The sequence below is a fragment of the Anabaena sp. TISTR 8404 genome, from assembly GCF_056847745.1.
Genome location: NZ_CP180578.1, coordinates 3834184 through 3848092, shown reverse-complemented (window position 1 = coordinate 3848092; position 13909 = coordinate 3834184). Strand labels below are relative to the sequence as shown.

Annotated in this window: 8 protein-coding genes; 5 read left to right on the top strand and 3 right to left on the bottom strand. The window is 44.2% G+C overall.

Annotation, left to right across the window (positions count from 1 at the left end; genetic code table 11):
* Position 1 precedes the first annotated feature (1 nt).
* Positions 2–1300: an ABC transporter substrate-binding protein gene (locus ACMX3D_RS16545; RefSeq protein WP_482746980.1), complete on the bottom strand. Its 1299-nt coding sequence runs from the start codon at positions 1298–1300 to the stop codon at positions 2–4.
* 139 nt (positions 1301–1439) lie between these two features.
* Between ACMX3D_RS16545 and pilM the strand changes: the two genes are divergently transcribed.
* From pilM to ACMX3D_RS16525, 4 genes are all read left to right on the top strand, one after another.
* The gene (gene pilM, locus ACMX3D_RS16540) at positions 1440–2546 is read left to right on the top strand and encodes a type IV pilus assembly protein PilM (RefSeq protein WP_482746979.1); all 1107 of its coding nucleotides are present in this window, start codon (positions 1440–1442) and stop codon (positions 2544–2546) included.
* Between the two features lie 4 nt (positions 2547–2550).
* The gene (locus ACMX3D_RS16535; protein WP_482746978.1) at positions 2551–3315 is read left to right on the top strand and encodes a PilN domain-containing protein; all 765 of its coding nucleotides are present in this window, start codon (positions 2551–2553) and stop codon (positions 3313–3315) included.
* On the top strand, positions 3312–4076 hold the full coding sequence (locus tag ACMX3D_RS16530; protein ID WP_482746977.1) for a pilus assembly protein PilO: 765 nt from the start codon (positions 3312–3314) through the stop codon (positions 4074–4076). The genes ACMX3D_RS16535 and ACMX3D_RS16530 overlap by 4 nt, the downstream gene beginning before the upstream one ends.
* Positions 4077–4193: 117 nt before the next feature.
* On the top strand, positions 4194–6647 hold the full coding sequence (locus ACMX3D_RS16525; RefSeq protein WP_482746976.1) for an AMIN domain-containing protein: 2454 nt from the start codon (positions 4194–4196) through the stop codon (positions 6645–6647).
* Between the two features lie 396 nt (positions 6648–7043).
* Here ACMX3D_RS16525 and psaB read toward each other — a convergent pair whose 3' ends face one another.
* Together psaB and psaA are read right to left on the bottom strand one after the other, a co-directional pair.
* Positions 7044–9275: a photosystem I core protein PsaB gene (gene psaB / locus ACMX3D_RS16520; protein WP_482746975.1), complete on the bottom strand. Its 2232-nt coding sequence runs from the start codon at positions 9273–9275 to the stop codon at positions 7044–7046.
* Positions 9276–9393: 118 nt separating this feature from the next.
* Complete coding sequence (psaA, locus tag ACMX3D_RS16515) at positions 9394–11652, bottom strand: photosystem I core protein PsaA (protein ID WP_482746974.1); 2259 nt, start codon at positions 11650–11652, stop codon at positions 9394–9396.
* Between the two features lie 516 nt (positions 11653–12168).
* Between psaA and ACMX3D_RS16510 the strand changes: the two genes are divergently transcribed.
* Positions 12169–13749: a hypothetical protein gene (locus ACMX3D_RS16510; protein WP_482746973.1), complete on the top strand. Its 1581-nt coding sequence runs from the start codon at positions 12169–12171 to the stop codon at positions 13747–13749.
* Positions 13750–13909 lie beyond the last annotated feature (160 nt).

The following is a 13909-nucleotide window of genomic DNA, read 5'->3' as shown; positions in this document are numbered from 1 at the left end:
TTTACCGATTATTCCATTGTTGCGCTGCATCTTCAACAGCTTTATCAACAGTTTTTTGTCCTAACATAGCTGCTTGCAAATTATCATAAATCGCTTTTTGCAACTTTTTAAAATCTTTTAATTTTGGCGTTAATACCTCTGCTTGTTGTAATTGTGTTGCACTAATAACTCTCGCTTTTTCTACTGTGGAAGCATTAGCTGGCATATCTTTAAAGTAGCTATCAGATAATGCTTTGGTTGTTGAAGGTAAAACATTAGCAGCTTTAGCAAAAGCTAATTGATTTTCGTCATTAGTGACAAATAAAGCAAACTTAGTAGCCGCATCAGGATGTTTGCTGGCGCGAGGAATAATGATATTCATCACCGCAACATTTTTTTTACCTGTATCACCAGTAATTTGGGGTGCAATAGCTGAAGCTTGAGCAATTTTTGGTGCGTTATTAGCTATTGTTTTCAGAAATTCTGGCCCCGACGCTAAAAAAGCTGTTTCACCAGATTGATATAAATCAATAGCATGACGATGACCTTGGGTTAAAACTTCTTTTGGTAGTAGTCCTTTTTTGTACAAATCAACCCAATATTGAAATGCTGCTTTACCTTGTGGTGTGTTAAAACCTGCTTTACCTTCAGCATCTACTAAAGTCACGCCCATCTGTACTAAAGACTCCATCACTTCTCCGGAATCTTGCGGTACAAAAGTGATAAAAAAGGCATATTTACCAGTCTTATCTTTAATTTGTTGGGCTACTTGTGCTAGTTCTGCGTATGTAGCTGGTGGTTTACTGATACCTGCCTGTTTTAATAATTCAGTGTTATAAATAGTTAGCCGTGTTGTGAGATACCAGGGAATTCCAAAACTTTTGCCATTGAGTGTGCTGGCTTTCCAAATGTTGGGTAAATACGCAGAACGCACATCTTGTGGAATTGTGGTATCTAAGTCTAACCACGCATTTCGTCCTGCTAGTTGGGACGCAAAATCGGGATTGAGGTTAACAACATCAGGTGGCGTTTTTGCGGAGACAGCTGTTAAAATTTTGTTCTCCATCGCTGCCCAAGGAACATCAACCCAGTTAACTTTTACACCTGGGTTTTTTGACTCAAAATTAGAAATTAAAGTTTGAAAGTAGTCAGTAAATTGAGGTTGGAGTTGCATTGTCCAAAACTCTATATTGGCTACTTCTGTTGTCGCCTGTTTTGTTCCTGTACCGACATTACCTGTGCTGCAACTAACAATCCAACTAGTCAATAAGCCGATTATTGCCCAAGCTGTTAGTTGTTTGAATTTTTGCAATCGAATCATTTTACCAGTATTTTCACCCTTGATAGAAATGAAAAGCTTATGCAGAATTAACGAGATTATAGGCTAAATCAATTACCCGTAAAGCGCAACATATTGCGTTGACAATTTAAATTTTCAATTTTAGTAGTCCGGCGGAACTGTGGTGAAAAGCTTCAATAGTCTGTTTGGCAAATCTAATAAAGGGGTTGGCATCGAACTTGCACCAGAACGGGTAAATATCGTTCAGTTACGCAAGCAGCGCCAAGGCTTAAAAATAGAATCTTTGACATCGGTTCCGGTTCCCGAAGGAGTGGTAACTGATGGTCAAATAACTGACCCCCCAACAATGGCGCAAATCATTCAGCAAGCGCTGGCTGAAAGTAAAATCAAGGCTTCTCGTGTTGCTACCGGTGTACCTGGACGAGATTCTATTGTACGTCTCATCCCAGTGCCAGCTGAGTTAGATGACAAAGAATTACGGGACATGGTTTTAAACCATGAAGCAGGCTTGTATTTACCATATCCTCGTGAGGAAGCTGATGTAGATTATCAAAAACTTGGGTATTTTGTAGATGAGGATGGCATTGAAAAAGTACAGGTGTTGTTAGTTGCTACTCGTAAGGAAGTAACAGATACCTATATTAGTACGTTTGAGCAGGCAGGACTGCAAATCGATGTTTTAGAGATTAACAGTTTTGCGCTGATTCGGACAATTCGTGACCAACTGCGGCAATTTGGCCCACAGGAAGCAGTGGTACTAGTTGATATTGAGTTCGACAGTACAGAAATAGCCATCATCGTGAATGGAGTACCGCAATTTTCGCGGACTGTGCCAATTGGCACTTATCAAATGCAAGAAGCCTTAGCAAGGGCTATGAGTTTACCCAATTCACGAGATATGGAACTGTTACAGGAAATGACTATTCCTGCAACTCCTATGGATGGTGGGCAAACTGGGGTGACGGGAATTAACCCAGGTATGGCAGCGATGATGAGAGTTTTGGGAGAACTAACGGATGAATTGCGCCGTTCTATCGATTTTTACTTGAATCAAAGTGAAAATTTAGAAGTAGCGCAGATTTTGTTAGCTGGGCCAGGGGGCGGACTGCAACAGCTAGACGAGTTCTTTACACAACGCTTGAGTTTGCCAACTACTCAAATAGATCCGGTTGGGGCGTTGTCTTTGCAAGTTGATGAACAAAAATATCCTAGTACACAACGCTCTGGTTTAGCGATCGTACTTGGCCTCGGAATGCGGGAGGTATAACAGAATGTACAGTTTAGATGTTAACTTTCTTAAAGACCGCCCTATTTATCAAAATAAGAGTGACAAAAAGGCAGGTAAAAAGCTTGCAGTTGGAGATCCTAAACCAATTTTTTTGGGAGTTGGCTTGGGCTTGTGTTTGCCTGTTTTTGCTGGGGCTGGTTGGTGGATACTGCAAACGAAAAACGGTGAACTAGAGCAGAACATAGCACAGTTAGAACAAGAAGTCAATAAATTAGATGCGGAAATAGGAAGCATTAATAAAATCAAGGAAGAAACGAATGCAGTTAAAGGGGAAACTCAAAGTTTAGTGACTGTATTTGACCAGATTCGACCTTGGTCAGCGATGTTACAAGATTTGCGCGATCGCATTCCTGCCGCAGTCCAAATTGAGAACGTCAAACAAATTCCACCTACTCCAGCAGCAGAAGGCCAACCGCCCACTAATCCAGCAGGTGGTATCGAAGTTACCGGATTAGCTCGCTCTTTTAACGATGTCAACGATTTCTTATTGAGTCTGCAACAGTCTCAATTTTTGAAAGCTTCAGACAGCAAAATTACAACGGCAACCTTAGTAGATGCACCCCTATCACCAACTGCGGCTGCATCTAAAGTACCCATCAAACCGCCGCAAATCGTTAGATACACTATCCAATCGAGTTTAAGTGACGTTCCCGCTTCTGAACTAATTCGGGAGTTAGAACAAAAAGGCACGGTAGGACTAGTCGCTCGAATTCGCACTATGCAACAAACAGGAGTCATCCCGAAATGACGCTGAGTGAAGATTTGAATTTTGCAGATCAAGGTGGGGAATTTGATTCAGAGGCATCGCCCTATCCTGTAGTGTTTGGTGTTACCTTCACCCCTCAAATTATTGGGATTATCGCAGGGGTAGTGGGGCTTGCTGGAGCATTGTATATACTGCTCAATCTGGTAATGCCAGCTTGGGACAACTATCAGCAGCAGCAAGCTAAAAGCGGTGAATTGCAAGGACAAATTGAGCAAAAAAAAGCCACCATCAAACAAATTGACCAAGTAAAAAAAGATTTGGCCAATGCACAACAACAAAGAATTCAGGTTTTAGGTTTGTTTTCTAATGAAAAAACTTTAGATACTTTACTGCTGGATCTGAATCGTTTGATTGAGTCTGGAAATGCTCAAGTTCCTCCTAATGCAGTCAAAGCCAAACTCCAGAAGTTTGCACCTGTTACTAATAAAGCAGAAGCTATTACGGATGGCTCTTTAGGAGTAGCAGTTAATAACAAACTGAAACGCATAAGTATAAATGTCGAATTTGTTGGCACTTATGAGCAAACCCAATCTATTCTGCGTAACATAGAGCGTTTACAGCCTTTGTTAATAGTTAGAGACTATCAGTCAGTCTTAACTCCAGTACAAGCTACTACCCAATCAGGCAAAGTTATACGCCAAGTAGGGCCTGCACCTATTACTACATCCTTTCAACTACAGGCTTTGATGCCACTTACACCAGAAGAATTGGCTGCGGCTGCTAAAGCACCTCCTAAGCAATAGTGCTGAGTGCTGAGTTATGAGTGTTAAGTGCTGAGTGCTGAGTTATGAGTGTTAAGTGCTGAGTGCTTTTTCTCAAAAAGTGTTGCTTAAAAATGTTTATAAAGTGAGGAATGAACTGTGAAACAGCTTCACGGTAATAGCTTAATATTGGGTGCTGCCGCTTTGACATTTTTGGCAGCTCAACCAGGGTGGGCGCAGGTAACTCAAGTTAATGAGGTCAAGTTAAATCCTGTTGATGGTGGCATTAACGTTGTTTTAAAAACATCTTCAGGGTCTCGCCCACAGGTTTTTACGACTAAAAGAGGTAAAACTTTAGTATCTGATATTATTAACGCTCAATTACGTTTACCACGAGGCAGTAACTTCCGTCAAGATAAACCTGCATCAGGAATTGCCTCTGTCGAAGTCGTTCAGCTAGATGCTAATAGCATTCGGGTGATAGTGACTGGTGACAACGATGCGCCTGGTAGCCAACCAGTGATGCGAAAAGATGACAGAATCACTCTCGGCTTTACGCCATCGACAGGAACAATAGCTTCAGCACCAACGCCAACAACATCAACAACGCCCCCTGCGAATGTTCCAGTTCCAGTGCAACCAAGTCAAAAACCAGATGTTTTGGTTCCTAACCCAGAAATTAGTATTGATGGCAGACCAGCACAAGCTGCTGGCCCTGGTCAGCCTGTAAGCCAAGCCCCTCCATTCTTACCTAGAGCCGTTGCTCCACCAGTAGGAGATATCGCAGTTTCTGCTACAGATGCCTCTCCCAGCAACATTGACCTCGGAACCCAAGAACGCGTTCCTCGACTGGTGTTGCGAGATGCACCAGTGCGCGAGGTTTTATCGCTTTTGGCTCGTGCTGCTAACCTCAATTTGGCTTATATCAGTGGTGATCCTTCAGGAGGCCAGCAAGGCTCTGCTCCTGCCAATGCACAGGCAGGTTCTCAAACAATCTCTTTGGATATAGAAAACGAGCCAGTACAAGATGTATTTAACTATGTCTTGCGTTTAAGTGGTTTAGAAGCTAACCGCAATGGTCGTACTGTTTTTGTTGGGCCTAGATTACCAAATTCAACTCGTGATGTTGTTGTGCGTAGCCTGCGACTGAATCAGGTAAATGTGGCATCAGCTTTGAATTTCTTAGTTGGAATGGGGGCTGAAAGCGCAGTTACCAGAGAAAGGCAAGTGACTAACGTAACTGCTGTACCTGTAGGCGCTGGTGCTAACCCAGTCACTCAAAGTCAGACAACTACAGAAACGAGAATTGAACGTCTTACACTTGATGATTCTAAATACACAACACCTTTACTACGAGGTTTACAGGCGTTAGGAGATGAACGAACCAATTCTATAACTTTGATTGGCCCTGCCAAACAGATTGATATAGCAATTTCTCAACTAACCCAGCTTGATGTTCGTCGTCGTCAAGTGGCAGTTAACGTCAAAATTGTTGATGTTAACCTTTTAAACACTCATAATACTAATACCAGTTTTTCTTTTGGTGTTGGCAATAATTTTTTCGTTAATGATGGCGGTGCTGCATCTTTGAATTTTGGCGGTTCTAGACCAGCTACTAGTACTGAAGCAACAAGTAGCGTAACTAGTACACCAGTGATTTCCAACCCAATTCAAGGACAACCTTTTTTGAATCAAAATGGTACATTTACAGTGCCAAATGGAGGTTCTGGTATTAGAGTCATACAAGATGGTCAACTTGTACAAGACACTCCTGGTAATGCTACTTTCTTGAGTCCAATATCTCCAACAAATAACAATCCAACGACACCAGGTCTTTCTAGTTTTACGCCAGGAACACCAGATACAGTAACAATTACTACTGATCCAGTCACAGGAAGGCAAACTGCTACTTATGCAGCAGGCTCTCGTGCAACGGCTGAATTTAGTTTGCCAACTTTGTATCAATTCCCCAAACGTTTCTTAGCAAGTTTACAAGCTCAGGTTACAAGCGGCAATGCCAAAATTTTGACAGACCCGACATTAATTGTGCAAGAAGGTCAAACTGCCAATGTTAACCTGACTCAAGAAGTAGTAGGCAATATTAAGAATGAAGTCACTCGTGGTGATAATACTTCTGTGCAAACAGTGACCGCTGAGAAAACAAGCGTGGGTTTAACACTTGCTGTCAAAGTTGACAGAATTGATGACAATGGCTTTGTTTCATTGTCTGTAGCTCCTATTGTTAAAGCTCCTCAATCTTCAGCGGAAATTAATGTTGGCGGTAATAGTCAAAGTATATTTTTAGTATCTGAACGATCGCTCAATTCTGGCTTAATTCGTTTACGTGACGGTCAGACATTAATTCTCTCAGGGATTATTCAAGACCAAGACCGGGTAACTGTTTCTAAAATTCCTATTTTGGGAGATTTGCCACTGATTGGTTCACTGTTTAGAAGAACAAACAAAAATAATCAGCGTAATGAGGTAATTGTGTTGCTCACGCCTCAAGTTATGGATGATTCGGAAAACTCTTCTTACGGTTATAACTACACCCCCAGCCCAGAGGTAAGGCAAATTCTTGAGCGTCGTGGCTTGAGTACACCTAAGCGGTAAGCTCTTATGGCGAAGTGCTGAGTGCTGAGTAGAAATCCAGTTAATTCAATGTGAGTTCGACGCATTTAAAAAATACTTCTCCAAACCTCTCCCCTGCAAGGAGAGAGGCTTAAAAAGCTTCACTATTTCGTGAATAATCAATATCTTCAAGCCCCTCTCCGCCTCGGAGAGGGGTTGGGGAGAGGTTCATCGAATTCCTAAGAAAACGCTGTTTTCTTTCGCCCTTCCCACAGGTGCGCCTCCGTTGGAGACTCGCGTTAATTCAAGTCAAGGCTTTCAGCAATTAACAATGTCATTACTATGTGACTTCGGCTATAACTTTTTGATCATCCCAAAAAAAATCCCCCACCTCACGGCGGGGGATTTTTTTACTTACCTACAAAACTAGTAGCCAGATCAACCGAACTTACCAGCAGTGGAGGCGATGAGGAAGGCTGCGTAGGTGAGGACATAGCCAACGGTGAAGTGAGCTAGACCAACCAAACGAGCTTGAACGATGGAGAGAGCAACGGGCTTGTCTTTCCAGCGAACTAGGTTAGCTAGAGGAGTACGCTCGTGCGCCCAAACCAAGGTTTCGATCAACTCTTGCCAGTAACCTCTCCAGGAGATGAGGAACATGAAGCCAGTTGCCCAAACTAGGTGTCCGAAGAGGAACATCCAAGCCCAGACAGACAGGTTGTTCATACCGTAGGGGTTGTAACCGTTGATCAACTGTGCAGAGTTAGCCCACAGGTAATCACGGAACCAGCCCATTAGGTAGGTAGAGTTTTCGTTGAACTGAGCAACGTTACCTTGCCAAATACCTAGGTGTTTCCAGTGCCAGTAGAAGGTTAACCAACCTACTGTGTTCAATGCCCAGAACAGAGCTAAGTAGAAGGAGTCCCAAGCGGAGATGTCGCAAGTACCGCCACGACCAGGGCCATCGCAAGGGAATGCGTAGCCAAAGTCTTTCTTATCTGGCATTAATTTAGAACCACGAGCATCCAAAGCACCTTTGACTAGGATGAGGGTGGTGGTGTGTAGACCTAGTGCGATCGCATGGTGTACCAAGAAGTCGCCAGGGCCAATTGTTAAGAACAAGGAGTTTGTGCCAGAGTTAATGGCATCCAACCAACCGGGTAACCAAACGTTACCGTAGTTGGGATAAGCTGTGTAGGCAACACTATCAGGGTTAGACAGCAAGGTGTCTAAGCCGTAGAGTACTTTACCGTGAGCAGCTTGAACGAATTGAGCGAATACTGGCTCAATTAAGATTTGCTTTTCAGGAGTACCGAAAGCAACTACTACGTCGTTGTGAACGTACAAACCCAAGGTGTGGAAGCCTAAGAATAGCGATACCCAGCTGAGGTGAGAGATAATCGCTTCTTTGTGCTTCAGTACACGGTCTAATACGTTGCCTTTGTTTTGTTCGGGGTCGTAGTCACGTACCCAGAAAATCGCACCGTGAGCAAAAGCACCAACCATCAAGAAGATAGCAATGTATTGATGGTGTGTGTACAACGCTGCCTGAGTTGTGTAGTCCTTAGCAATGAATGCGTAAGGAGGCATTGCGTACATGTGCTGTGCTACTAGGGAGGTTACGGTTCCCAATGCAGCTAGGTGAATACCTAACTGGAAGTGCAGAGAGTTGTTATAGGTGTCGTACAAACCTTGGTGAGGCAGGTTGAACTGACCTTCGCTCTTGCTACCAGGTACTAAACCGGATTTGGAGTTCAGCATTTCTTTGATGCTGTGACCAATACCGAAGTTAGTACGGTACATGTGACCAGCAATGATGAAGATCACTGCGATCGCCAAGTGGTGGTGAGCCATGTCGGTCAGCCACAGAGATTCTGTCTGAGGATGGAAACCACCTAAGAAGGTCAGAATCGCTGTACCAGCACCTTGAGAAGTACCAAAGATGTGACCTGCGGTATCAGGGTTTTGCGCGTAAACGCCCCAGTTACCTGTGAAGAAAGGTTGCAGACCTGCTGGGTGGGGTGCGGTGCTGAGGAAGTTGTCCCAACCTACGTGCTGTCCGCGAGATTCAGGGATAGCAACGTGGATCAAGTGACCAGCCCAAGCCAAAGAGCTAACACCGAACAAACCAGCTAGGTGGTGGTTTAGACGGGGTTCAGCACTCTTGAACCAAGAAAGGCTAGGACGGAACTTGGGTTGTAGGTGCAACCAACCAGCGAACAGGAACAATGCAGCCAACAACAACAGGAAGACTGAACCTGTGTACAGGTCATTGTTTGTCCGCATACCGATGGTGTACCACCAGTGGTAAACACCAGAGTATGCAATGTTTACAGGATTACTAGCGCCGCCTTGAGTAAAAGCTTCAATTGCTGGTTTACCAAAGTGGGGATCCCAAATTGCATGAGCAATTGGGCGGATGTGTAGAGGATCTTTAATCCACTGTTCAAAGTTACCTTGCCAGGCTACGTGGAACAGGAGGCTGGAAGCCCACAGGAAGATGATTGCCAGGTGACCGAAGTGAGTAGCGAAAATCTTTTGGTAAAGATTTTCTTCGGTCATGCCATCGTGGCTTTCAAAGTCGTTACCTGTAGCGATCGCATACCATATCCGACGCGTGGTCGGATCCTGTGCGAGATCCTGGCTAAATTTTGGAAATTTTGTTGCCATAGCTTTGATATTTCCTCTGACCCTTAGCCATCAGGTTTCAGCTTGTGGAGTTCTGAGTTTTGAGTTCCAAGCTTTGATGACTCAGCACTCAGCACTCAGCACTCCCTATAACTGATTGCTATCCTACTGAAAGAATGTGTGCGTGGAAGAATGCCCAGGTGGTAGCAATTCCTCCTAAGAGGTAGTGAGCTACACCCACAGCACGGCCTTGAGTGATGCTCAAAGCGCGAGGCTGAATTGCTGGTGCTACCTTCAGTTTATTATGAGCCCAAACGATAGACTCAATGAGTTCTTGCCAGTAGCCGCGACCACTGAACAGGAACATTAAGCTGAATGCCCAAACAAAGTGAGCGCCCAAGAACATTAGTCCATAAGCAGACAGCGCACTTCCGTAGGAGTTGATTACTTGTGAAGCTTGCGCCCACAAGAAGTCACGCAACCAGCCGTTGATAGTGATGGCACTTTGGGCAAAGTTACCACCAGTAATATGAGACACATTACCTGCTGCGTCTACTGTTCCCCAAACATCAGATTGCATTTTCCAGCTGAAGTGGAAAATCACAATTGACAAGGAGTTATACATCCAGAACAATCCGAGGAAGACGTGATCCCAACCGGAAACTTGGCAAGTACCGCCACGGCCGGGGCCGTCGCAAGGGAAGCGGAAGCCTAAGTTAGCTTTATCAGGAATCAAACGAGAGCTGCGAGCGAACAGTACGCCCTTCAGCAGAATCAGAACTGTTACGTGAATGGTGAAAGCATGGATGTGGTGAATCATAAAGTCAGCAGTACCCAAAGCAATGGGCATCATTGCGACTTTGCCACCTACAGCCAAGATACCGCCGCCAAAAGCGTAGCTAACAGGCTCTAAGGCATTGGGTGCAGTGCCACCAGGAGCCAAGGTGTGCAGGTTTTGCACCCATTGAGCAAACACTGGTTGCAACTGAATTGCATTGTCGGAGAACATGTCTTGGGGACGGCCCAAGGCACGCATTGTGTCGTTGTGGATGTACAGACCAAAGCTGTGGAAGCCGAGGAAAATACAAACCCAGTTGAGGTGGGAAATAATTGCATCCCGGTGACGAATCACCCGATCCAACAAGTTGTTTTGGTTAACTACAGGATCGTAATCCCGCACCATGAAGATGGCAGCGTGAGCCGCACCACCCACAATCAAGAATCCACCGATCCAGATGTGGTGAGTGAAGATACACAGCTGTGTAGCGTAATCAGTAGACAAGTAAGGATAGGGAGGCATCGCGTACATATGGTGCGCGATGATGATGGTCAGCGAACCCAAGAAGGCAAGATTAGTTGCCAATTGAGCGTGCCAAGAGGTGGTCATGTTTTCGTAGAGACCTTTATGACCTTCCCCGGTGAAGGGGCCTTTGTGGTTTTCGAGGATCTCTTTGATGCTGTGACCGATGCCCCAGTTGGTGCGGTATTGATGACCAGCAACAATGAAGAGAACTGCGATCGCTAAGTGGTGATGAGAAATATCAGTCATCCACAAGCTACCTGTTACTGGGTTTAAACCGCCCTTGAAGGTCAAGAAGTCAGCATACTGACCCCAATTCAAGGTGAAGAATGGTGTTAAACCAGCAGCAAAGCCGGGGAACAGGTCGATCAACAAGTCTTTGTTCAGGATGAACTCATGGGGCAAGGGGATATCTTTTACGGCTACCCCTGCATCCAATAGCTTGTTGATTGGCGCTGATACGTGAATCAAGTGACCAGCCCATCCCAAGGAACCACAACCCAGCAATACTGCCAAGTGGTGATTTAGCATCGACTCTACATTCTGGAACCATTCCAGTTTGGGAGCGCGCTTGTGGTAATGGAACCAACCAGCAAACAGGAACAAGCCTGCTAGTACCAAGCCGCCAATAGCAGTTACGTAAAGCTGGAAGGAGTTGGTAATACCCCAGCCACGCCATACGTGGAACAAGCCTGAAGTGATTTGAATGCCGTGGAAGCCACCACCGACATCACCATTTAAAATGTCTTGTCCCACAATTGGCCAAACGACTTGAGCACTGGGCTTCACGTTCAACGGGTCGCTTAACCAGGCTTCGTAGTTAGAAAACTTCGCGCCGTGGAATATCATCCCGCTTAACCAGATTGTCACTACAGCCAGGTGACCGAAGTGAGCCGCAAATATTTTGCGGGAGATGTCTTCTAGATCGCTTGTATGTGTATCAAAATCGTGGGCGAGAGCGTGGAGGTTCCAAATCCAGGTGGTGGTTTTGGGACCTCTAGCTAGAGTTCTGTCGAAGTGTCCGGGTTGCGCCCATTTCTCAAATGAGGTAGGTACCGGGTCGTTATCGACTATTACTCTTGCTTTCTTTTCCTCTCGCTCCGGAGGACTAATCGTCATTCGACCTCCTCTCGTGATAAGGAATGAGGAATCATGAAACCACAAAGTGATCCTTAGTCGCTTTCTCCAGGAGTGGCTGGAGCAGCGATGAAGACGCTATGTGGAAGTTTGTTTCTGTTGAATTATAAAGTCTTTACTTGTACATTGTTGGAGAGAATTTAACAATAATTCAAATTCCTCAGATTAACTGTCTGATCTCGCTTTTAACTTTAAACTCCTGAGCAAAAAGTCAATACTTTCTTCATTTAATTTACAAAGAATAATAATTTGTTAAATTTATGATTAATGGGTATAATGTCCACACACTAAGTATTCTTGACTTTGGTCACAGATATTTTTAGTACGAGAGTAAGGCATCTGTTAGCAAAAATAGTAAAAAAGATTACTGGTTTCCTATCATTTTAAAAAAATACATACTAGTTGAGTAGAATTTCACCTTTTAGGCTATGGTATGCAATGCACTCTTTAGGGCAAAATAATTTTGCAGATTTTGCAGACTATAACTGGGTGTAAGGCATGAATTTGTGGTATGTGAAAGTTTTAAAACAGATCCTCCCCAGGAGTCTGAATATTTTTAAGTGGCTAATTATACTTATATTGGTCTTGACTAACAGCTGTGCCCAGAAAGCTGTTAGTCAAGATGTATCTGTTAAACATACGGAAAAATCTCAACCAACTTCGCAGCAATTTACCGAAGTTGCTCCACCAGAGGTAATTCAAGAACTGCGTTCAACTTTAGAAGTTTACCGCCCTCAGGTAACTATAGTCACGCCTCAACTTGATGAAACTATCCAAGATACTAAAGTTACAGTTCAACTTCAGGTAAAAGATTTACCTATATTTAAAGATCCAAAATTTGAATTAGGGCCTCATCTTCACGTAATTTTGGACAATCAGCCTTACATACCAGTGTACGACTTAAGCCAGCCCTTGGTTTTGTCTGATTTATCTCCAGGTACACACACTTTACGAGTTTTTGCATCCCGTCCTTGGCATGAAAGCTTTAAGAATGAAGGTGCTTATGCCCAGACAACATTTCACATTTTTACGAAAACTGACGATAACAGCCCTGATACTAGCCTACCTCTACTAACTTACAGTCGTCCCCAAGGTAGTTATGGCGCTGAACCAATTTTACTAGATTTTTATTTAACTAATGCCCCACTGCGCTTAGGGACTAAAGATGATGCCAACGACCCCTTTAGTGATTGGCGCATTCGTTGCACGATTAATGGTGAAAGCTTTGTATTTGATCGCTGGCAAGCAGTTTACCTCAAAGGCTTCAAACCGGGAAATAATTGGGTCAAACTAGAATTCTTGGATAACCAAGGTAATCCCGTTAAAAATGCGTTCAACACCACTGTCAGATTAGTTAATTACCAACCCAAGGGCAAAGATACCTTGTCCAAAATTGTCAGGGGTGAACTTAAGGTTGATGAAGTACGCAGCATTGTAGACCAAAGTTATACTGCCAAGCCACCAGTTCCCGAACCGATCCCCACTGTTGAACCAACACCTGAACCAGAAAAACAACCACTCCCAATACTTGAAACTCCAGAAGTATTTCAACCGCAACCAACTGAGTTACCACAGCCAGCGGTGACACCCACACCTCAAGCTACTGAGTCACCAAAACCAGAAGTTACACCTACGCCTCAAGCTACTGAGTCACCAGCACCAAAAGTCATCGAGTCACCAGCACCACAGCCAGAGGCGACACCCACACCTGAAGTTACAGAGTCACCAACACCACAACCAGAAGTTACGCCCACACCTGAGGTTACTGAGTCACCAACACCAGAGGCGACACCTACACCTGAAGCTACTGAGTCACCAAAACCACAACCAGAGGCGACACCTACACCTCAAAGTACAGAAGTTCCTGAAAAACAAGAAACTGAGTCTTTAAAATCTAGATTTGGTAAATATTTTCAGCGGACTCCTCGCTCTACACTTTCACCTAACTTAGTTCCTGCACCACCAGAAGTTATTAAGTCGCCTGCACCAGAACCAGAACCACAGGTGATACCAATACCTCAAAAGACTGAATTACCTGAACAACAAGTCAACCCGCGAGAAAATAGTCCAGTTCCTTAAAGGTTGTTAAACGCAAAGGAGCGCTAAGGTAGCAAAGTACGCAAAGTGTTTTTTTGTTTTACCGTAGCACTCCTACAATTTTGTCGAACTGACTTTTTAAGGACTAACTCCGGAAACGAAAAATCAAAGGTTTAAGCCAGGGTATAGGGGTATAGGCGTG